Here is a 19,465-nt window from a genome sequence, read left to right as displayed (position 1 = left end):
AAAGGCCGCATAGCGCGGCCTTTTTGCTGGGTAGGAGAATATCCTAAGGGTTATATTGCGCGTTTAATGTCACACCAGAGAAGGTCTGGTAAGCATTAAGGCTAATATGCCAGGTACCCGCTTGTGGGTTGCTAAAGCTACAGCTTTCGTTGTTGCCGCCTTTATATGGACGACAGTCATAGCTGCTTGCCGTAGGCTGTGCGCCAAAGCGAACAAATAGGTCGGCATCACCTGTACCACCGGAGATGTTGACATCCAAGGTGCTCATGCCCGCAGGCACTTCCAATGTGTAGTGTTTCCACTGACCCGCCGATGCTGAAATATCGGATACGGTACCGCCACCGCCGGTGCCCGTGCCGCCACCTGAGGTAGTTAGCTCACCCAATAGCGATGCATTGCTGTAGGCGCTGTAACCGCGCAGCATCACGTAGTAGGTGCCCGCCGTTGGGTTGTCGATGCTACAGGTTTCGTTGTTACCGTTCTCATATGGACGGCAATCATAGCTTGATGTGGTTGGCGCGCTGCCCGCCTTAACATACATGTCCAGGTCGCCGCTGCCACCGCTGGTGGTGAAGGTCACGTTAGTGGCGCCCGAAGGTACCGTCATGGTGTAGGTTGTTTCAGAGCCGGCTGCGCCGCTTAAACCAGTTTCTGCCGTGCCTGGTGTCAGCTCATTGCCACTGCTGGGTGGTGGTGTACCGCCGCTTGCCTGAGCAACCGCAGCCGCCGCATCAACGATACCGGTACCACAGCTGGTACAGGTTGCGCTAAAGCCCTTGGTGGTCGACTTCAGGATGCTTTCTATTTCATCCGGTGTCGCCGTGGGTTTAGCTTGTTTGATAAGTGCAGCCACACCCGCTACGTGAGGCGCCGCCATAGAGGTGCCTTGCGAGTAGTGGTAGCTGTCGCTTGAAGGTGAGGTTGAGCCCGAGTTGTGGGTAGATAAGATACCTTCAGGGTCGTTAGCGAAGCTTTGTGCGCCACCCGGTGCCGCCACATCGATGTTTGAACCATAGTTTGAGTAGTAGGCTCGACCACCGTTACGGCCAACCGAGGCCACGTTGATTACACCGCTACAGTTACCCGGGTTGTAGTTTGCCGAATTGTCGTTGTCGTTACCGGCGGCGATAACAATCGCAGTGCCGTTGGCACGTGCCTGGTTGATGGCGTTTTGGGTAGTAGAGCTACATGAACCGCTGCCACCTAGACTCATGTTGATCACATCCGCTGGATTAGCGTTGGCTGGTACGCCCGATACCGAACCACCTGATGCCCATACGATGGCATCGGCGATGTCTGATGTTAAACCACCACATTTACCCAGTACACGAACCGGCACAACTTTGGCGTCATAGGCAACACCCGTTACCCCTTCGCCATTGTTGGCAACGGCCGCTACCGTACCCGCTACGTGAGTGCCGTGCCAGCTTGAACCTTGTGCACCGTGTGTGTAACCACACTCGTTTGCGGTAATGGCATCACCCGGATCCTGGGCGTCGTTATCGCGACCGCCGCCATCGTTGGCAACGAAGGTGTCGGAGATCATGTCATAACCAGGGAGGATATTGGCGTTTAAGTCGGCGTGTGGGCGGTAACCCGTATCAAGCACGGCCACGGTTACACCGGCACCGGTTGCTGAGTCCCATGCCGCTGGTGCGTTGATGCCTGCGGCCGCTTCATAGTAGTGCCACTGATCGCCGTAGCGTGGGTCGTTCGGTGTGGCGAACGGCTTTAACATCTGGTCGATTTCGATGTATTCCACTTCGCCGCTGGCAACCATGTCTTGCATGAACTGCTTTGCTTCTTGCGCCGATAATTTCTTATCTGTACGGATCACGTGGTGATTTTGCAGGGCCATTTCTCGCACGTATTGAGCGCGAGCCTGGCCACGATTGGTTTTAAAGCCATCAACAAATTTCTTTGCACGCGCCTTGCCATTGCCTGGCATGGTCGCAGCACTGGTGCCTAGCTCGGCGTTGTCTTTGTACTTGATGATAAAGCGCGTGGTTAATGGCGATTGGCCTTTTAGCTTGGCCTGAGTTTGTGCCAGTGTTGCCTGTTGCGGCGCCGTCACTTCTTGAATGTCATTCGCGTAGAGGGCCGATGAGCTAATAGCTATCGGGATTGCTAGCGCGAGGAGTGTTTTTCTAGTTGTCATAAGAGTCCCCATTTATTTTTAGTTTGTACCCAAATGGTACACTTCGCAGAGGATGGTAAATTATTTGTTAATATTTTTGTAATAACTTTTGGAAATAAAAGAGGTACAAGTTGTTATATCTGGCCGTATATACGGTTAAAATTAATCACTTAGTACCTTTATTTTTGTTTCCATTAATACTTTTGGTTTAGTTTTGGTTGGCTGGTTTTTGTTCTATTGTTGCTTTGGGTGCAATTCAACCTGCGTTTAAATTCGGTGCTCTTGTCTGGCATTCGGCGCGTTTAATTAACCCGGGTAAATATCTTTGTCGGCCCTGGCTTGGTAGAATAGCGGCGGTTTTTCTAGGGGTGATGTTGTGATTAAAAAAGATGTGGTGATTATTGGTGCCGGTGCTGCGGGTTTAATGTGTGCAGCGCAAGCGGGTTACCGTGGCCGCGATGTAGTGGTGGTCGATATGGGCAAAAAGCCCGGCCGTAAGATCCTGATCAGCGGCGGTGGTCGTTGTAACTTCACCAACGAAAATGCCAGCCCCGAAAATTACCTCTGTGCCAACCCGCACTTCGTAAAATCCTGCTTGAGTCGCTACACTCAGCGCGACTTTATCGACCTGGTCGACCGCCACGGCCTGCAATACCACCACAAAACCCTCGGCCAATTGTTCTGTGATAACAGCGCTCAAGACATCGTCGATATTCTTATGACCGAATGTGAATGGGCGGGCGTAAGCGTACAATTGCGCAGCGAAGTCATCAGTGTGGAAAAAACCGAGCAAGGCTACATAGTAACAACCAGCACGCACACCTATGAATGTGAATCCCTGGTAGTGGCATCCGGTGGCCTTACCATGCCAAAACTCGGCGCCACGCCAATCGGTTATAAAATTGCCGAGCAGTTCGGCTTAAAGGTGTTGCCTACCATGGCTGCCTTGGTGCCATTTACCCTGCACCAGCATGATAAAGACCGTTTTGATGGCCTCTCGGGCATCAGCGTCGATTGCCTGGTGACAAGCGAGTGCGGTACCCAATTTCGCGAGAATATTCTCTTTACTCACCGCGGCTTATCGGGCCCGGCCATTTTGCAAATCAGCTCATTTTGGCGCGCAGGGCAGGCAGTGAGTATTAACTTACTTCCTACCCTAAACATCACCGAATGGTTAGAACAACAACGTCAGCAAAGCGCACAAAAGTCATTGAAAAATGCCTTGGCGACTATTTTACCTAAGCGCTTTGTGGAAATGCTGCACGACACCAAGGCCATTCCTGAGGCCAATATCAATCAGCTGACCCACGGCCAAATTGCCGCGCTGCATGACTACCTGCACAACTGGCAAATCAAACCCAATGGCACCGAAGGCTATCGCACCGCCGAAGTGACATTAGGCGGCGTGGATACGGATGAGCTCAGCTCAAAAACCTTTGAAGCGAAAAAAGCCCCTGGCCTGTACTTTATCGGTGAAGTCACCGACGTCACCGGCTGGCTCGGCGGCTACAACTTCCAATATGCGTGGAGCTGCGGCTTCGCCTGTGGGCAGTATTGTTAGGCTTTCCCACAAAAGACAAGATTAATAAAAAGGGTGACCTAAGCGTCACCCTTTTTAATTCAATCCTAGTAACTTACGCCGCCTGGGTGATCCTGCCGTTTTGGCACAGCGGATGTTGGCGCACATAGTCGAGGATGCGCTGCTCCATGGTGGTAAAGCAGGGGCCGCCATAGTAGACGATGGTTTCGTGATGGGTGCTGCTGTGGCAATTGCGTTTGCCGCTGTGGGCCAGCAGGGTTTCAACCTCGGCGAGCACATCGTTGATATCGTGTTGCTCGTAAATGGTCTCGGGCAGGGTGAGGTTATCGAAATGCAGGGCCAGCACCTCATGATTGCCGATGGCAAATTCGTCGCGGTCAATAAACAGCTTAGAGCCCTTGGGCAAACCGATCCCCTCCAGGGTGTCGATAATGGCGCGCTTGGCCTGGTCGATATCGCCGCTGACCAAGACGTCAAGCTCACAATACTCAATCTGGTTTTCTGCGTTAAGCTGGGTGCCGGCACCCGTGACTTCCCCCAATTGCAGTCGCTGCAATACCTCATCCAATGGGTCTTCATAGGTGTCGCCGCGGTCTATGGGCTGACACTTATCATTAATACGAACCGTGATATATACATCCTTACTCATTGGGGACTCTCCCTGATGCGGTGTTTGATTATGAAAATGGAATGCGTATTACTCTTTGAATTTACGCGCGGTAAGCATTAATTTTTAGCAGCTATTGGCATTTAGGCAAGGTTATACCGAAGGTTCTGCCGAAGGCGTGCGAGAGGAAAGAGGGGGATGCCGTGATTGGACTTGGCTTTGACCGTCAAAGGCCCTAAAATTTGCCATCCAAAGGTTTACCCTCCAGATAATGCGTAACTCGTCCATGAATAAGCAAGCGATAGGTATTTTTGACTCCGGCGTCGGCGGCCTTGCCGTGGCCCAGGCGGTGCATCAGTTGCTGCCGAGCGAAGACCTGCTTTATATCGCCGACTCCGGCTTTATGCCCTATGGCAGTAAAACGCAGGACGAAATACGCGGGCGCTGCCATGCCATAGTCGATTATATGGCGACCCAGGGCGCCAAGGCGGTGGTGGTGGCCTGTAATACCGCCACCATGGCGGCCATTGGCTCACTGCGGGCGCATTACTCTTTACCTATAGTTGGCGTCGAACCCGGCGTGAAACCCGCATTGCAGCAAAGCAAAAGTGGTGTTATTGGCGTGCTGGCCACCCCCAGTACCATAGCGTCGCAGAGCTTTCAGCGCCTGTGCCGGCAACAGGCCGAAGACCTGGGGCGCATTGTTTTTCAACCTTGCCCCGAATTGGCGGCGACCATAGAAGCCCTGCATCTCGACGGTGATCACACGGAGGCACTATTGCGTCGTTATTGTGAGCCTCTACTGAGCCAGGGTGTGGATGTGCTGGTCTTGGGCTGCACTCATTACGCCTTTATTGCCCCCTTGCTAAGACGCATTCTGCCTAAAGGTGTCAGCCTTATCACCACCGAGCAGGCGGTGGCCTTGCAATTGCAGCGCCGTTTAGCGCCAAGCTCTCAGTTAGGAACGCAGTTAAAAACGCAGTTAGGAACGGAGCCCAGCGCAACGCCGGGTCGAGTACGTTTACTCACCAGTGGTGACAGTCAGCGCTTTAGCGCCCAGTTACAGGTGCTGTGGCCGAGTGTTTGCACCTTGTCGCTTGGTACTTTGGGCGAGGCTTTAGCCTTGTAGGTCGATGCTTTGCGTCGACAAATTTAACCAATGTTGCTCTTTTGTCGGGCTGAAAGCCCGACCTACAACTTCTTTCTATGCTTTAACTCCCTGTTTTAAAGCCTGTTAAGTTGGCGCTCAGGCTTGCCACTTTGTTGCCATAATTGCCCTCTGTTTTTCCATTTTTGCGCCCCTTTGTTGCCACTGTGCCTTGTTTTAATAACTACCAAGCAAGGCGAGGAAGCAACCACTTCTGTTCTTGCCCCAACCCATTAAGAATTGAAGGATGACGACGATGAAAAAACACATTTTAGTAACTGCATTAGTATCAACTTTGGTAGCGGCGCCAGCGATGGCAAAAGAGCAAAAAGAGCTGGCCACGGAAACCGCCTGGGGTCTGGGCGCCGGTGCCACGGTAGGGGCCATTGTTGGCGGCCCTATCGGTGCCTTTGCCGGAGCCTTTATCGGCGGCATTATCGGCGAAAAGGAAGCGGCGTACAGCACCATCAAGTCACAGCAAGTGCAGCTGAGCCAATACCAGGACACGGAGCAACAGTTGCACAGTACTTTGCAGCAAAACCGCGCGCTGACTGCGCAAATCAACGCCCTGGAAGATGAGCAAAATCGTTTAGAGCAAGCCCGTATCGACAACCTTTTAGCCATGACGGTGCAGTTTCGCTCCGGCTCGGCGCACATCGAACCCCACTTTGCCGAGCAGCTGGATCACCTTGCGCAGATCCTTAAGCGCAAGCCGGACTTAAACCTTAACCTTAATGGCTATGCCGATGTGCAAGGGGATGAGCAAGCGAATCTAGACCTGTCTCAGCGCCGTGCCGATGCGGTGCAGCAATACCTGGTAAAGCAAGGCGTGGCCGCCACTCAGCTGTTCGCCGAAGGGCGAGGTGAGCAGAAAATTGTCGCCAATGGTAACGAATATGAAACGAACTTCTTTGATCGTCGCGTAACCTTGACGGCCCGCGGTGCGCAGCAAAACCGCATGGCGAAAAACTAAGCCACCGCAACCCGAGGACCAAATTATGTTGAGTTGTCCTAACAAAGTGCTCACAGCCCTCGCCGTGAGCCTTTTATCCCTAATTTTCTTTACCCCCGCCAATGCCATTGCCTTCTCCGGCGGCCAGGCACAACTGCAATTTAGCGATGTTCAGGGAACGAATGTGGCGCCCGGCGTCCTTTTGAGTACCCGAGCGTCCATGCAGATCACCGGGCTGATCAACCAGGTGCAGGTGACCCAGGTGTTTGTAAATCGCCACCCCTTTGCGGTCAACGCCCAGTATCTGTTTCCACTGCCAAGCGAAAGCGCGGTGCATGCCATGACCATGAAGGTCGGCGAGCGCACCATAGTGGGTAAAATTGCCGAGAAGCAGCAGGCCGAGCGTCAATATCGCGCCGCCCAGCGTGCCGGTAAACGGGCGGCCTTGGTAAAGCAGCAGCGCGCCAATATGTTTTCCTCGCGGGTTGCTAATCTTGGCCCCGGAGAGCGGGTGGAAATCACTCTGAGTTATCAGGAAATGATCCGTTTTCGCGATGCCGAGCTCAGCGTGCGCCTGCCGATGACCTTTACACCGCGCTATCATCCTCGTAGTCATGCCCTGGAAGAATTACGAGCCACTGCAAACGCCACCAATAATGGCGCGCAGGGCTGGCTGGCGCCTAAATTTGTTGAGCAACTGGCACAGCAGCAGGACTTTATCGACAGTTCGCGTGAGCCCTTACTGCAATTGGATATAGAGATAGATTTTGGTTTGCAGCTGGAGCAGATCCGCACGCCTCACTACCTGGCTCAGGTGAGTAATCCGGATTTTGGCCGTTACCGGGTGCAATTACGTGACGATGCCATGAATCGCGATTTTGTGCTGCGTGCCAAGGTGTCGCCGAGTCAGCAGGCGCAGGCAGCCTTCTTTCGACAAACGGCGCAAAGCGGCGACTATGGACTGCTGATGCTGTTGCCGCCAAGCGACCAGTTTAGCGCCCAGCAGCGCCTGGCCCGTGAGCTTATCTTTGTGATTGACAGCTCCGGCTCCATGCACGGCAGCTCCATGGATGCGGCCAAGCAGGCTCTTTTCTATGCACTTGATAACCTGGATGAAAACGACAGTTTTAACATTATCGACTTTGACAGCAGTGCGCGCTTATTCCGCCCTCAGGCGGTGGCGGCCAATGCCTTTAACCGCGCCGATGCCGAGCGCTTTGTCTATCAATTACAGGCCGATGGCGGTACGGAAATGGCGCAGGCGCTGGACTTGGCCCTCGATGGTAAAACGCATCCAAGCTATGTGCGTCAGGTGGTGTTTTTAACCGACGGCAGCGTCGGCAACGAGCAAGCCCTGTTTGATTTGGTGCAGGGGCAACTTGGTGATAACCGCCTCTTTACCGTGGGCATAGGCAGTGCCCCCAATGGCTACTTTATGCGTCGTGCCGCCCATGTTGGCCGCGGCAGCTATACCTTTATCAGCGATGGCAGCGAGGTAAAAACCCAGATGCAGGACCTGTTTGAACGGCTGCAAAATCCGGCGCTGCGCGATGTACGCCTAAGCGCGGCGCGCGCCAAGGAATTGTCCTATTGGCCGCAGCCCTTGCCGGATCTCTACTTTGGTGAGCCGCTGATGGTGGCGATCAAACTGGCGCCGCAGCAACAGGATATTTATATCGACGCCAACACCCAGCATGGACCGTTGCGCTTAACCATGCCCATGCACGAGACCGGTCAAACCTATCCGCACAGCGAAGCCATTGCCCGCTTGTGGGCGCGTCAGCAAATTGCCTCGCTCTTGCTTTATAACCCGGCCGAAGCGGTACGCCCACAGGTGCTGGATTTGGCCCTGAAACACCAGTTGCTTAGCCCCTTTACCGCCTTTATTGCCGTCGAAGAGGTGGCCACATCGACCGTGGCACAGCATAAGGAGCAGGTGGCCAATAACGTCGCCAGCGGCCAGCGGGTGCAACGTTTTGCGCAAACCGACGGGCAATCCCTGTGGTACTTATTATTGGGCGCACTCTTGATGTTAAGCACGGCCGCTTGGTTGAGACGAGAGCGGGGACAGGCTCATGGCTAAGGGAAAGCGAGTAGCGGCCCGGACAAGTTATTGGCGCTACGGCGCCATCGGCCTGTTTGCGCTGGGGGCGAGCTTTTTTGCTCAGGGCGCCTACATGCAGAGCAAGGCTTGGTTGGCGCAATGGTTTATTGAGCGGGCCTGGCAGCAAAGCCTGGCAGCGCCCGGAGCCAATATTCCGCCCTGGTATTATGCCGACACCCATGTGGTGGCCAAATTGAGTGTGCCCCATTTGGCGCTGGAGCGTTTTGTGCTGGCCGGCAGCAGCGGCCGTAATCTTGCGTTTGCACCAACTCATGATGAGGCCTTTGGGCCGCTTGGAGGTGAGGGCGCCAGTGTGATTGCCGCCCATAACGACACTCACTTCGCGTTTTTACGCCATGTGCAGGTGGGCGATGAATTAAGCCTGACGCTGCGCGATGGTCGCACCCTGAGTTATCGCATCGACAGCAAACAGGTGGTGCATCAAAGCGATACTCAGGCCGCCGCAGCCAGCGGCCTGCATCTGGTGACCTGTTATCCCTTTAACTCGCCGGTAGCCGGGACCGAGTTGCGTTTGCTGGTATCGGCCTCGCTGATATCCTCTTCGTCGAGGTCGACCACCAATGCTTGATGGCGCTGGCTTATCATCACCCCGATAAAAACCACGGCGATGCTGAGCCATTGCCACAGGGTCAGGATCTCGCTCAGCACTATGGCCGACAGCAGCAGGGTGAAGATGGGGATAAGGTTTGAGTAGGCCGCCGCTGTCAGCACGGATACCTTGCTGATGGCATAGTTATACATGCCGTAGCCGCCCAGGGTAACAAAGGTGCCCAGGTAAAGAATATGGGCAAAGGCCACCGGGTCGTGTTGCTGCGGCATTTCCACAAAGAGTAAAAAGGGCGCAAAGAAAATCGAGCCGGCCAGACCCTGCAAGGCAATAAGCGTAAGCGGCGCATAGCGGCTGCACAGGCGTTTTACGCTCACGGTGTAAAAGGCGGCGCAGACCATGGCCAGGAATTCCAAGGTGTTGCCTAGTAAGGGGTTGGGCGCTTGCTCCGAGCTTGGCGAGACCAGGGTCAGCAGCACACTGCCGCCGATACACAGGGTAAAGCCGACGATAATGGCGCGGCTAATGTGCTCTTTGAGCATAAAAAAGGCCAAGAATGCGACGATCAGCGGTAAACAGGAGACTATCACCCCAGCCTGAGACGCCGAGGTGTATTCCATGGCGTGGCCTTCGAATAAAAAGTATAAACAGGGCTCGGCCAGACTCATGCCCAGCAGGTATTTCCAGTCACCACTTTGGTATTCAAAGCGTTTTACAAAACGCCATAAGCACAGGCACACCGCCAGGGTGGTGAGCATGCGCAAAAAAATCACCACAGTCGGGTCATAGACTCCCACTGCATACTTTAAAGAGATAAAAGAGCTTCCCCATAAAAAGGTGGCAATGATCAGGCAAAGGCTCGCTGGCATAAGAGATAACTAGTGTGGTGAAAATGTGCGGCGATGCTAGCACAGTTGAATTAATTTAACTTGTTTAATCGCCCAAGCTTGGGGTAAAAATGAACTTCTTTTAACTATCAACAGGGCTAAACACGGTGCAAACCATAGTGATCAAATTAGGCACCAGTGTGCTTACCAATAACGGCCAGGGACTGGACAGGGCGCACATGGTGGAGTTGGTGCGCCAATGCGTGCAGCTGCAAAAGGCCGGCAACCGTATCGTGCTGGTATCCAGCGGCGCCGTGGCCGCAGGGCGTGAATTACTGGGGCGCAGCGCCGGTAATGAAACATTGGCACAAAAACAGATGCTGGCGGCCATAGGCCAAAGCCAGTTGGTACACACCTGGCAAACCCTGTTTGCTCTTTATAATGTGCCGGTCGGGCAGTTGCTGTTAACCCGCGCCGATCTCGATGATCGTGAACGCTATCTCAATGCCCGCGATACCTTAATGGCGTTGTTAAAAGAGGGCGCGGTGCCCATTATCAATGAAAATGATGCGGTGGCGACGGCGCAGATCAAGGTGGGCGATAACGACAATCTCTCGGCCCGAGTGGCGGTATTGGCGGATGCCGATAAACTCTTGCTGCTCACCGATCAACCCGGGCTTTTTAGCGCCGATCCGCGTACCAACCCGGATGCCGAGCTGATCCCGGAAATTCGTCATATCGATGACTCCATTAAGGCTTTGGCCGGTGGCAGTGGCACGGCGGTGGGCACCGGCGGCATGGCTACGAAAATCGAGGCGGCGAGCATTGCCCGCCATGCCGGGGTCGATGTGATCATCAGTGCCGGTCATGGCGAGGACGTGATCAGCAACTGTTTAACCCAGCAGCTGGGCACCCGCTTTGTCAGCCTGACGGCACCCAAAGACACCCGCAAACGTTGGCTGTTGGCCGGCCCCATCAGCAAGGCAGCCATTTATGTGGATGATGGTGCGGCGAAGGCGCTCAGACAGCAAGGCGCCAGTTTGCTGATCGTCGGTATTGCCCGTTTTGCCGGCGAGTTTAGCCGCGGCGATCTGGTGCAGGTATTCGACAGTCAGGGCTGCAGTGTGGGTAAGGGCGTGGCCCGTTATCACAGTGAGGAGTTGCAGCAGCTGCTGGCGAACCCGGAGCAGTCTAAGGCGCAGGTGTTGGGCTATGACAATGGCGCTATGCTGATCCATCGCGATGACTTTGTCAGCTTTCGGGATTAGCTCTTAGCGACAGCTTACAGCAGCCGTTTTCGGTAATAACTTTCGACAGGAGCCAGGGGTGTGCACTTCCCTTGGCGCAATTTTAACCGCGTGATACACTCGCGCCTTTGATTTTGTCGTGATGAGAGTTGTTATGAAAGTCATTCGCTGGTTGTTAGGCCGCATTATTTTATTCTTTAATTTTATCTTTACCCCGCGCAGCAAAAAGCGCGACCCGCAAGCGCAGCAACAGCTGGATACGCAGACCGCCAACATGGCACTGTATCAATTCCATGCCTGTCCGTTTTGCGTAAAGGTGCGCCGCTCTATTAAGCGTAACGGTCTGAACATTGAAACCCGCGATGCCAAAGGCGATAACGCCTACCGTCAGGAGCTGGCGGAGCAGGGTGGCAAGGTGAAAGTGCCTTGTTTGCGCATTGAAGAAGATGGTCAGGTGCAGTGGATGTACGAATCTTCGGATATCGTCGCCTATCTGGATAAAATTGCCGCTTAACCTTAAGATTCCAAGATTTCCCCTGGGTGCTGAAATTTCTCGCACTCAGGTGCCCTGTCGCGGCGTTTTCCTCTACGAAATTACCCGCCATTGTGCTAGCATTTGCAGCAAATTTTTAGTTGCTAATTGAAAGAGACGCTAGCATGACCCAGAGCACGACTGTTCGTACCCGTGTTGCCCCGTCACCGACCGGTGATCCGCACCTAGGCACTGCCTATATCGCCCTATTTAACTATTGTTTTGCCAAGCAGCAAGGCGGTGAGTTTGTTTTACGTATCGAAGATACGGATCAGGTGCGCAGTACGCCGGAGTCGGAACAAGCCATTATGGACAGCCTGCAGTGGTTAGGTCTGCAGTGGGATCATGGTCCGGATGTGGGCGGCGAGTTCGGCCCCTATCGTCAGTCTGAGCGCTCTGATCTATATAAAAAATATGCGCACCAGTTGGTTGAAGAGGGCAAGGCGTTTTACTGTTTCGCCACCGCCGAAGAGCTGGACGAAATGCGTGAGCAGCAAATGGCCGAGGGCCTGCGCCCTAAATACGATGGCCGTGGCTTGTTGCTAAGCGACGACGAAGTGAAGGCAAACCTGGAAGCGGGCAAACCCTACGTTATCCGTATGAAAATCCCTGCCGAAGGCAGCTTTAAATTTAACGACTACCTGCGCGGTGAGATTGAGATCCCATGGGAAAACGTTGATATGCAGGTGCTGTTGAAGCAAGACGGCTTCCCGACTTACTTCCTGGCCAATGTGGTGGACGACCACCATATGCAGATCAGCCACATCTTCCGTGGTGAAGAGTGGATCAACTCGGCGCCAAAACTGCTTAAGCTATACGAAGACTTTGGCTGGCAAGCGCCGGTACTGGGTCACCTGCCGTTACTGCGTAACCCGGATAAGTCTAAGCTGTCCAAGCGTAAGAACCCGACCTCTATCAACTACTACAAAGAAATGGGCTTCTTGCCGGAAGCGGTGCTGAACTACTTGGGCCGCATGGGCTGGTCGATGCCGGACGAGCGTGAAAAGTTCACCCTGGCAGAGATGATCGAGCACTTCGATATGAAACGCGTTTCTCTGGGCGGCCCGGTATTCGATATCGAGAAGCTGAAATGGCTGAATGGCACCTGGTTACGTGAAGACTTCAGCGACGAGCAACTAATTCAGCGCTTCGTTGACTGGAAATACAATGGCGACATGCTGCGCCGCATTTTGCCGGAAGCGAAAGCCCGTATCGATACGCTTTCTGATCTGGTTGACCTGGCCGGGCACTTTGTTGCCGGTATGCCGCACTATGATCCGGCGCTGCTAACCGATGGTAAGGTTGAAGAAGATGTGGTGCGTCAGGCATTGCAATTCTTTATCTGGGAGCTGGAAACGCTGCGCCATTGGGAAAAATCGGAAATCTTCGCCATTGCTAAAAAGGTTGCGACCTTCCACGAGCTGAAGATTAAAGACTTCCTTGAGCCTATTTTCGTGGCAATTACCGGCAAGAAGTCGTCAACTTCCGTGCTAGATGCCATGGAAATCCTGGGTTCGGACATGTCCCGTGCACGCCTGCGTTTGGCGTTAGAGCACCTTGGTGTGTCGAAAAAGCAGGCGAAAAAGCTAGAAAAAGCCTACCGCGACTTTAACTAGGTCGCACTCTAAGAAAAAAGGCTGCCTTGCCCCGCAAAGTGGCCTTTTTTGTGCCTTTTTAAAGGAAAAAGCAACAGATACGACCTCTCAGTGCGTAAATTTTGTTACACTGCCGCAGTTTTTTTGTACTCAAGTAGAGCAGCTATGTTAGAGCAGTATTATCAAGATTTTGGCACCCACGTGTGTATCACCCGTGAACAGGGCAGTCGTTTTGCCAAAGCCGTGGCCGATGATTTCAATCCACTTCATGACGTTGAAGCGAAAAAATTCTGTGTGCCAGGAGATTTACTGTTTTCAGTGGTACTTGATAAGTACGGAATTAATGAGCAGATGCGCTTCACCTTCGCCAACATGGTGGACGAAGGCGTTAAACTGGGCATGCCAGAGGGCAGCGCCCAGTTCGATATTAAAGATGGCGACAAATGCTATTTGAGCGTGGCTCGTGAAGGCGCTAACAGTGCCTGTAAGACCCTGACCAACGCGCTGATCAGGAACTATGTGGAATTCTCGGGTAAGGCCTTCCCACACGTGGTGATCCCGCTGATGGGTAAGCAAGGGGTGATGATTAACCCGGCGCGCCCGATGATCATCTATGAGTCCATGAGCATTCATATGGACACCCTTGATGCTCACGCTCCCGAGTTGCGCGAAGGAGAGCACGAGTTCAGCTATGAAGGCAAGCGCGGCAAGATCATCTTGCGCTTTGACCTGATTGAAAATGGCGCAGTAATTGGCCGTGGTGAGAAGCACATGCTGGTCTCGGGTATTCGCGAATACTGTCAGGATACCGTGGATGAGTTGATCCGTGGCTACAATGAGAAGAAGGCAGCGCTGAAGCCAGCGTGATGCGGGTCGGGGCGCCGACAGGGCGCTTTTGGTTCGTCGAGACGCCGACCGCGGCGTTATCGTTCGTGGGAACGCCGACTAATGCGGTTTTAAAGGGTCAATGTGAAAGCATTGGCCTTTTTTGTTTCCCCAAACCTGACAACCTTTGTCGGGCCGCCGAATGCGGTGTGAATTTAAAAACCTTGTCGCGTTGGGTGAGCGCGTTAAGAAAATAGTCCGGTGGACTATTTTTAGCAAGCGAACGCCTTGAGCCAGCGAGAGGCCGGGGACGGCAACCAAAGGGCGGTTTGCCCCAACCGCCCCTTGGAACCCCAAGGCGCCCGTGATTCGCTAATGCTTACGAAATCAGCGTTTTGTTAAACGCTCCGTTTAGTCATGGAGGCGATTTAACAGCACATCCCTGTACTGATAAATCTAGCTCGGCAATCCCTCTCCTCACAGAGTTCGTCGCCTTCAAGCGGCGCGAGTGAAATTATTCACTCGCTTATTACCGCTTTCAGCCTGCCTCGCTCTCAATGACACACTCCACAACAAAAGCCGATTTCTCCAGCGCGAATCTAAGCGGGGGGATCGATACCTGTTAGTTTTGAGATATCCGATAGGCCGCTAAGCCAATAGCGGACGATGGTAACGCTCCACTAAGGAGCGAGTAATAGTTGGCTATAATGTGTAGCGAAGCGAAACCGAGCCAACTGTTACGAGTCCCGCTTCAGTGGCTTGTTAGCTCTCGATTACGCGCATTCGTCGGTTGTTACGAGACTTAGCTTTTGCTCTGTTTCTTCAAAGTAAACAGTAAATGTATCAAAGAAATCTTGTGGATTATCAAGCTCATCATCTTCGAGCATTTCTTCGTAGTTTTCTGTACCTTGATAGGAATAGGTGACATACACTTTGCCAGCCTTATCCGTAAAGGGGACTGCACCAACAGAGTCTAATTGCGGTTTGTTTTCATTCTGCTCACCGTTCCAACCATGCACCTCTGGGTTGAAGAGTAATTTGTTACTATTACATTCTGGGCATTCAACATACACTGGCGAGCATTTCTTTACAATTTCCCGCTTTTTGAAAAAGCCTTTCTTTTCGATAAATTCATAAGTTAGCAATTTCAACTGTGAGTTACCGCAGGTACAGGAAATTTGCTTGGTTATGAATGAATCACCATTATTCCAATTAGTCGGTAAAACCGCATCGGTCGAGGAAACATTAAAACCCTCTAGGCAAGTAGGCCGCTTTTTTGTTATTTTTTCAATGACTTGATTCATTCCATTCCATTTCCATAGAGAGCTAACGCCCTAATAATGGGCAAAAAATTGTTGGCTAAAATGTTGAGGAACGAAAACAGCCAACTGTTTTTTGTCCTTATTAATTAGCTTGTTATAAAGCACGTACGGGAAAACCCTTTAAAATTTCATCTAGGTCTTCGATGATAGATTGGAGATAGGTTTGATCAAACCCACTAGAGAATTTAAGCTCATTTCCAACACCAACACTGTCCATGCAATTTCCCTCTAATTCTATTCCACCTCTTCCATTCCCAACTAATTTGATTTCAAGTTGCCCCTCAAGGCTGTCAAATGTAGCTGTACCTTTTAAGCAAGAATAGAGTTTTTGTATTTCTTTAGAGAATTTAACGAAATCATAGGTTTGGAAACTGGCAGAAAATTTACCACTAAAGCTTCCGAATGAAACACTAACAGAGCAAAGAAGCCAGTTATCATCAAAAGACTCGCCACTGGGAGAGTGTTGGTACTTTTCTACAGTGATCTCTACTTGTTCATTTGGAGAACAACCGATGGATAAACTCATACGTTCCTTGTGCTTTATAACGCCTCGTTAAGAGGCAATAAAATAGTTGGCTAAAATTAGCGACGAAGGAGAAAAAGCCAACTGTTTTTTGTCCTTTTAAACGACTTGTTATTTAGCCCTTACTCAAAGCCATACTTTTCTTTTCTTCGATTAAAGGCATCTTCGCCACCTTCAAGAATTTTAGCAGCAAGGTTTTGAATATTTTGCTGATCAATAGAGCCTTGATTCTGGACTGGTAAAGTTGCACTTTCGTTGGTTGACTCTAAAACACCAATCCATTCTGCATCTCCAAAAACAGGTATGTTTGCATTATGAGTAGCAAAGATAAATTGCCTTGTTAACTTGGCATCTCTAACTTGAGTAACAATTCTTTCTGCTATAAATGCATTGTCGAGATTATCTTCAGGTTGGTCTAACAGCAACGGGTCTTGATTATCAAGCAGAAGCATATGTAATAAGGCTGTACACTGCTGTCCAGTTGATAATGAATCAAGATTTTTATATTGAGGATCTTCATCAGTTGAAACATTCAACTCAATGCTAACCAAATCATCAATCTTAAACTCTTCAATTTCCATTATTTGTTGATTGCTGATTTTTGATAATCTATCAGCGGTCGTAGAGGTCATCCCCCAGTTTTTATCTATTAAAGCATCCCGTCCTTTCCTAATTGTTTCTGCTAGTAAAGGAGCAGAAAACTCATCTACAGATTTCATCCAGGAAAGTCTCCCCTCACCAACATCAGGTAAACGGTAACCAACAATAAGCTTTATTAATCCTAGTCTGTTTTTTTCTGCCGAATAGTTAACCCTAATATTGCCTTTTAACTTCCTATTTAACTTCTTAACTCCCTTTTCAAAGGCAGTAGCTCTATTCGTTTTTTTCTCAGATAATTTCGCAAGTAATGACTGTCTATTAGCTATTTCTTTCTCTAGCTTAGTCTGTTCTGCCTCGAGCTCAGAACGCTTAGGCTTTAACCTTTCGATGTTCTTAATCAGATCTCGATATTGCTCACCAATTTGTTTTCCTGTTAATCCTTCAACAGGAGCCAATTTTTTAAATTCTTTGGTTATGGAATCTTCTTGCTTATTTATGCTTTCCTGAAGTTCATTATCAAGTAGCTTTAGATTTTGTTGTGCGCTCTCAGAGTTAAGCTCCATTTTTGAAACAGATGCTTCGATACTTACTTTAAATTCAACCAAGGCCGCTTTAGCTTTTTCGAAGATTGCTTTGTCTGGATAGTCCTTGATTAACTCATCGGTTATGAAGTCACCACATGGAATAGATTCAGAGAACTCTTTCAATGCCCCCTTTAAAGTTTCAATTTTTTCTAAAACCGTACTAAAAGTACTTCTTTCCGATTCAACTATTGGTAATAGTTTTAATTGCTGGTCTATGCCAAGCTCTTTATACCTTTTTTCGTCTTCTTCATGAGTTTTCAAATCCTCCACATCAGATTCCAAGCTAGACACGCTCGATGTTAAATCAGCTATCTTATTTCTTGTTATCTCCAACTGGTCTTTAATTGTCGAAATTCCTGATTCTTTCTCAATTTTCTCTGTATTTAGGAATCGCTCTACCACTTTTAATTGTTCACTCGAGTCTTTAGCTATTTCGTGGATTTCATTTTGACCGAAAATCTCAATATCAGGTAATAGGTCTTGGGGAGAAAAAGTAGATACAGATCCGCTGTCATCTTTTACTATTGGTGGTTCACCATATCGTCTTGAAATTGTATATAACTTTCCGTGCTTTACTGCTGATTTGATAGTCAACTCAGCAAAACCTGAGCCAATATTCTGTTTTATAACTTTAAGGTGCTGTGTTTTAGACTCTTTGCTTATTGGTTCGATATCTAAAATATAACGAATTGACTCAATTAACGTTGATTTACCTGTGCCTCTTCCACCTATTAAAGCATTTAAATGCTCTGAATATTTAATATCAATTCCATCAAGAAATCCGCCAACAAACCTTACAGACTCTATTCTGGAGTAATACTTCTCTTTGACATCAGAGTTGAGGCGAACACGGGACTCTGAATCTGAAAATGCTAATTTAAACGAGGAAAAGCAGGGGGTTGACATTTTCACTAAACAAGTCGCATTTTCTTTTCTTAAGGTTTCCGGATCTTCTATATCTTTAGCATTGATAATCGCAATATTTTTATCGCGCTTGTAATCAGGGTTTTTATTTAAAAGAATCTGATAGTTGGCTTGGTCACCTTGCTCTTTTAGAGCTTCTAGTGAAGTAGGGATTTGCGCTGCAAGCAGATTTTTATTTTTCCAAATATTGTTTAACCTCTGCTTCAATACACCGTTATCATCTGTGCAATGTGCGGCATAAACAAATCCACCTTTGTCTATAACTGTCGATAAAATAAAGTCAGCACTCTTCGTGGAGGGAGCTGTTCCATTAGATGTATCTATATCAAATTCATACAAATAATTATTTAGGGTTTGAATGCTTGTGTCTTCTGGGTATAGACAAACCAAATGAATTTTTTCACTAGAAGCAATCTCAAAGCCAGGAAAGACAACAATACCTTGTGCATTGAAGGCTTCTTTAATCTTTGTAACTGAATCAACATTCCCGTGATCAGCTATTCCTACAACCTTGATTGACTCCTCAAGACAAACCTCTAATAATTTCTGATTATAGTCATCTTCTGAAAAACCCTGATCTTGTCCTCGATACGTTATATAACTTGCAGGATTTACTTGGAGTGCGCACTTCCAGAATTTTGCCTTAGTATGTTCAACAGCCATATTCATATTTTCAATCCTTAATTTTTTCACCGAGGCTTACGGGGCTCAATAACAATTTAATATCGAGCGATTGGGTCGTTTTTCTGCCGCAATCTGTCTCGTTTTTGTCCTATGACCATTGATAGCAAATTTAGGAAGTACTTACCAGCATTGAAGTTACGCTACATTGCTCTAAACCTGGACACGACAAAAACGACCCATTGGGTCGTTTTCCTGACTATGGGAGAAACTCAACGATTATGGATGTATACACAGTGATTTAGGTGGAAGACTAGATGTCGCTCTTTTCGGAATTACAGATTTTATTAGACTTTCTGTAGAACGTAGGTGTACCAGCCTAATCCCCTTACATTGCATCCAAAACGGGGTGCGAGAAGAGTAATCGCCCGTTGGCTGAAAGCGGAAATAAGAGAGTGAATAGTTTCACTCTCGCCGCTTGAAGGTGACGAGTTCTGTGAGGAGGGGGACAGCGGGCGAAAACATGCTCAGGAAATGGCTGAAAGCGGAAACAAGGGAGTGAATAATTTCACTCCCGCCGCTTGAAGGCGACGAGTTCTACGAGGAGGGGGATTGGGCTGTACATGTTGGTTACGTTCATTTCTCGCAGCGCGTTGAGGAAATAATGCAATGTGGGGGCGCCTCGGGGTTCTTAGGGGCGACGAGTGACCGAAGCATGGATGCCGTAACTTCGTCACGAACAGGAACCCGTTTTCATGGATGAATTATTAGCACTGAACTTAGCATTTCCTCTAAGTCAAAGTCGGCGAC

General features: G+C 50.0%; 15 protein-coding genes. 9 read left to right on the top strand and 6 right to left on the bottom strand.

Annotated features, from left to right (window positions below; translation table 11 throughout):
* Positions 1-43: 43 nt before the first annotated feature.
* Positions 44-2,158 (bottom strand): S8 family peptidase, encoded by a 2,115-nt coding sequence (locus C2M36_RS16525; protein ID WP_199883059.1) that lies wholly within the window; start codon positions 2,156-2,158, stop codon positions 44-46.
* Positions 2,159-2,513: 355 nt separating this feature from the next.
* On the opposite strand from C2M36_RS16525, the gene C2M36_RS16520 reads away from it, so the two are divergent.
* Positions 2,514-3,698, top strand: coding sequence for an NAD(P)/FAD-dependent oxidoreductase (locus tag C2M36_RS16520; protein WP_105255832.1), 1,185 nt, complete (start codon positions 2,514-2,516; stop codon positions 3,696-3,698).
* 73 nt (positions 3,699-3,771) lie between these two features.
* Here the strand turns inward: C2M36_RS16520 and C2M36_RS16515 are convergent, their stop codons facing one another.
* Positions 3,772-4,326 carry a hypothetical protein gene (locus C2M36_RS16515; protein ID WP_105188328.1) on the bottom strand — a complete coding sequence of 185 codons (555 nt, stop codon included), beginning with the start codon at positions 4,324-4,326 and terminating at the stop codon, positions 3,772-3,774.
* Between the two features lie 244 nt (positions 4,327-4,570).
* Between C2M36_RS16515 and murI the strand changes: the two genes are divergently transcribed.
* The 4 genes from murI to C2M36_RS16495 all read left to right on the top strand — a co-directional run bounded on the left by murI (position 4,571) and on the right by C2M36_RS16495 (position 9,076).
* Complete coding sequence (gene murI / locus C2M36_RS16510) at positions 4,571-5,413, top strand: glutamate racemase (protein ID WP_199883058.1); 843 nt, start codon at positions 4,571-4,573, stop codon at positions 5,411-5,413.
* Positions 5,414-5,687: 274 nt separating this feature from the next.
* A complete protein-coding gene (gene pdsO, locus C2M36_RS16505; RefSeq protein ID WP_105255830.1) occupies positions 5,688-6,404 on the top strand; it encodes a sortase-associated OmpA-like protein PdsO in 717 nt (238 codons plus the stop codon).
* Positions 6,405-6,429: 25 nt separating this feature from the next.
* Positions 6,430-8,466 carry a marine proteobacterial sortase target protein gene (locus C2M36_RS16500; RefSeq protein WP_105255829.1) on the top strand — a complete coding sequence of 679 codons (2,037 nt, stop codon included), beginning with the start codon at positions 6,430-6,432 and terminating at the stop codon, positions 8,464-8,466.
* Complete coding sequence (locus C2M36_RS16495; protein WP_105255828.1) at positions 8,459-9,076, top strand: class GN sortase; 618 nt, start codon at positions 8,459-8,461, stop codon at positions 9,074-9,076. Before C2M36_RS16500 ends, C2M36_RS16495 begins: the two co-directional genes overlap by 8 nt.
* Here C2M36_RS16495 and C2M36_RS16490 read toward each other — a convergent pair.
* Positions 8,980-9,924, bottom strand: coding sequence for a DMT family transporter (locus C2M36_RS16490; RefSeq protein ID WP_105255827.1), 945 nt, complete (start codon positions 9,922-9,924; stop codon positions 8,980-8,982). The two genes, C2M36_RS16495 and C2M36_RS16490, sit on opposite strands and share 97 nt — an antisense overlap.
* A 134-nt stretch (positions 9,925-10,058) precedes the next feature.
* On the opposite strand from C2M36_RS16490, the gene proB reads away from it, so the two are divergent.
* The 4 genes from proB to C2M36_RS16470 all read left to right on the top strand — a co-directional run bounded on the left by proB (position 10,059) and on the right by C2M36_RS16470 (position 14,123).
* Entirely contained in the window at positions 10,059-11,150 is a 1,092-nt protein-coding gene (gene proB, locus C2M36_RS16485) for a glutamate 5-kinase (protein WP_442792671.1), read from the top strand.
* 133 nt (positions 11,151-11,283) lie between these two features.
* Complete coding sequence (locus tag C2M36_RS16480) at positions 11,284-11,643, top strand: glutaredoxin family protein (protein ID WP_105188322.1); 360 nt, start codon at positions 11,284-11,286, stop codon at positions 11,641-11,643.
* Between the two features lie 143 nt (positions 11,644-11,786).
* Positions 11,787-13,277: a glutamate--tRNA ligase gene (gltX, locus tag C2M36_RS16475; protein ID WP_105188321.1), complete on the top strand. Its 1,491-nt coding sequence runs from the start codon at positions 11,787-11,789 to the stop codon at positions 13,275-13,277.
* Between the two features lie 144 nt (positions 13,278-13,421).
* Positions 13,422-14,123, top strand: coding sequence for a DUF3581 family protein (locus tag C2M36_RS16470; RefSeq protein WP_105255825.1), 702 nt, complete (start codon positions 13,422-13,424; stop codon positions 14,121-14,123).
* 731 nt (positions 14,124-14,854) lie between these two features.
* On the opposite strand, the gene C2M36_RS16465 is transcribed toward C2M36_RS16470, so the two are convergent.
* From C2M36_RS16465 to C2M36_RS16455, 3 genes are all read right to left on the bottom strand, one after another.
* Complete coding sequence (locus tag C2M36_RS16465) at positions 14,855-15,385, bottom strand: hypothetical protein (RefSeq protein ID WP_105255824.1); 531 nt, start codon at positions 15,383-15,385, stop codon at positions 14,855-14,857.
* Between the two features lie 112 nt (positions 15,386-15,497).
* On the bottom strand, positions 15,498-15,929 hold the full coding sequence (locus C2M36_RS16460; RefSeq protein ID WP_105254733.1) for a WapI family immunity protein: 432 nt from the start codon (positions 15,927-15,929) through the stop codon (positions 15,498-15,500).
* Positions 15,930-16,048: 119 nt separating this feature from the next.
* Positions 16,049-18,703 (bottom strand): TrlF family AAA-like ATPase, encoded by a 2,655-nt coding sequence (locus tag C2M36_RS16455; RefSeq protein ID WP_105255823.1) that lies wholly within the window; start codon positions 18,701-18,703, stop codon positions 16,049-16,051.
* Between the last annotated feature and the right edge of the window lie 762 nt (positions 18,704-19,465).

Origin of the sequence: Pseudoalteromonas sp. T1lg75, from assembly GCF_002964705.1 — a bacterium.
Classification (GTDB): domain Bacteria; phylum Pseudomonadota; class Gammaproteobacteria; order Enterobacterales; family Alteromonadaceae; genus Pseudoalteromonas.
The sequence above is the reverse complement of the archived record's forward strand: the minus strand, read 5'-3'. Positions and strand labels throughout refer to the sequence as shown.

What these genes read in the sequence shown, in the direction of transcription:
- C2M36_RS16500 (WP_105255829.1), top strand. Translation starts at nt 6,430, where the DNA reads ATGTTGAGTTGTCCTAACAAAGTGCTCACAGCCCTCGCCGTGAGCCTT.
- pdsO (WP_105255830.1), top strand. Translation starts at nt 5,688, where the DNA reads ATGAAAAAACACATTTTAGTAACTGCATTAGTATCAACTTTGGTAGCG.
- gltX (WP_105188321.1), top strand. Translation starts at nt 11,787, where the DNA reads ATGACCCAGAGCACGACTGTTCGTACCCGTGTTGCCCCGTCACCGACC.
- C2M36_RS16460 (WP_105254733.1), bottom strand. Translation starts at nt 15,929, where the DNA reads ATGAGTTTATCCATCGGTTGTTCTCCAAATGAACAAGTAGAGATCACT.
- C2M36_RS16515 (WP_105188328.1), bottom strand. Translation starts at nt 4,326, where the DNA reads ATGAGTAAGGATGTATATATCACGGTTCGTATTAATGATAAGTGTCAG.
- C2M36_RS16465 (WP_105255824.1), bottom strand. Translation starts at nt 15,385, where the DNA reads ATGAATCAAGTCATTGAAAAAATAACAAAAAAGCGGCCTACTTGCCTA.
- C2M36_RS16470 (WP_105255825.1), top strand. Translation starts at nt 13,422, where the DNA reads ATGTTAGAGCAGTATTATCAAGATTTTGGCACCCACGTGTGTATCACC.
- C2M36_RS16455 (WP_105255823.1), bottom strand. Translation starts at nt 18,703, where the DNA reads ATGAATATGGCTGTTGAACATACTAAGGCAAAATTCTGGAAGTGCGCA.
- C2M36_RS16490 (WP_105255827.1), bottom strand. Translation starts at nt 9,924, where the DNA reads ATGCCAGCGAGCCTTTGCCTGATCATTGCCACCTTTTTATGGGGAAGC.
- C2M36_RS16480 (WP_105188322.1), top strand. Translation starts at nt 11,284, where the DNA reads ATGAAAGTCATTCGCTGGTTGTTAGGCCGCATTATTTTATTCTTTAAT.
- murI (WP_199883058.1), top strand. Translation starts at nt 4,571, where the DNA reads ATGAATAAGCAAGCGATAGGTATTTTTGACTCCGGCGTCGGCGGCCTT.
- C2M36_RS16525 (WP_199883059.1), bottom strand. Translation starts at nt 2,158, where the DNA reads ATGACAACTAGAAAAACACTCCTCGCGCTAGCAATCCCGATAGCTATT.
- C2M36_RS16495 (WP_105255828.1), top strand. Translation starts at nt 8,459, where the DNA reads ATGGCTAAGGGAAAGCGAGTAGCGGCCCGGACAAGTTATTGGCGCTAC.